This is a genomic window from Polaribacter sargassicola, from assembly GCF_021991835.1.
Lineage (GTDB): Bacteria > Bacteroidota > Bacteroidia > Flavobacteriales > Flavobacteriaceae > Polaribacter > Polaribacter sargassicola.
The window spans coordinates 1-543 of the sequence record NZ_JAHDAU010000029.1 but is presented as its reverse complement, the minus strand read 5'-3'; the positions used below and the strand labels follow the sequence as shown (position 1 = coordinate 543).

Here is a 543-nt window from a genome sequence, read left to right as displayed (position 1 = left end):
CGAGGCGCTGCACATCACCCAACCCGTCGTCACTCGCGGGCTGCGCGAGATCGAGGACGTGCTGGGCGTGCCGCTGTTCGAGCGGATGCCGCGCGGAGTCGAGCCCACCGCGTACGGACTGGCGTTCATCGACCGCGCCCGCTCGGTGCTCGCCGAGCTGCGGGCAGCCGGTGAGGAGCTGCGGCTGATGCAGTCCGGCCAGCTGGGCACGGTGACCGTCGGCACGCACCTGGCGGGCTCCAACCTGCTGCTGCCGCGTGCGATCGCGGGGCTCAAGGCCGAGCATCCGCGACTCACCGTGGTGGTGCGCGAGGGCACGCCGGACCACCTGCAGCAGCTGCTGCTGACCGGCGACCTCGACCTGACCGTCGGGCGGCTCTCGCCGACGGTGCCGGGCCGGCTCGAGCAGGAACGGCTGCACCACGAGCCGATCCGCCTGGTGGCCAGGGTCGGGCATCCGGTGGTGGGAACCGTGAAGGCCAGCTCACTCGCCGAGCTGCTCGCCTACCCATGGGTCTTCCCGGTCGCGCAGACCGCACTGCG

1 protein-coding gene is annotated in these 543 nt (G+C 72.6%); it reads left to right on the top strand.

Annotation, left to right across the window (positions count from 1 at the left end):
* A partial coding sequence (locus KI686_RS17345) for a LysR family transcriptional regulator (RefSeq protein WP_237590271.1) occupies positions 1-543 on the top strand: 543 nt, incomplete at both ends.